Raw genomic sequence first — 327 nt, 5'->3', positions numbered from 1 at the left:
AACTGAGGTTGAGATAACTACATCTCTAAAAGTAAAGTCTTCAATACCATTATAATTTTTAATGGTTAAAGAAACTGTTCCACTACTAAGAGATTGAGAACCTGTTTCAAAACGAGTAACGCCTATTTTAGATGATTGAGTAGCACCTATACTAGCACTTACTGTTGTGTTTGATTGAGAACCGATTTGAAACTCTTGGTTAGTAAAGCTACCACTTAAAAGTTGTTTTCCATTAAAAGAAGTAGTGTTAGCTATGTTATCTAACTCTTCCATTAAACGATTAATATCTGCTTGTAGCATTGTCCTAGTAGCCAAGCTTTGTCCATC

At 33.6% G+C, this 327-nt stretch carries 1 pseudogene; it reads right to left on the bottom strand.

Annotated elements, in window-relative coordinates:
* Window positions 1-327, bottom strand: a pseudogene (locus tag FMM56_RS05715) (flagellin); the annotation flags it as partial.

The organism is Campylobacter sp. LR264d (genome assembly GCF_008633895.1).
Taxonomy (GTDB): domain Bacteria; phylum Campylobacterota; class Campylobacteria; order Campylobacterales; family Campylobacteraceae; genus Campylobacter_D.
This window is presented reverse-complemented; position numbering and strand designations above follow the sequence as displayed.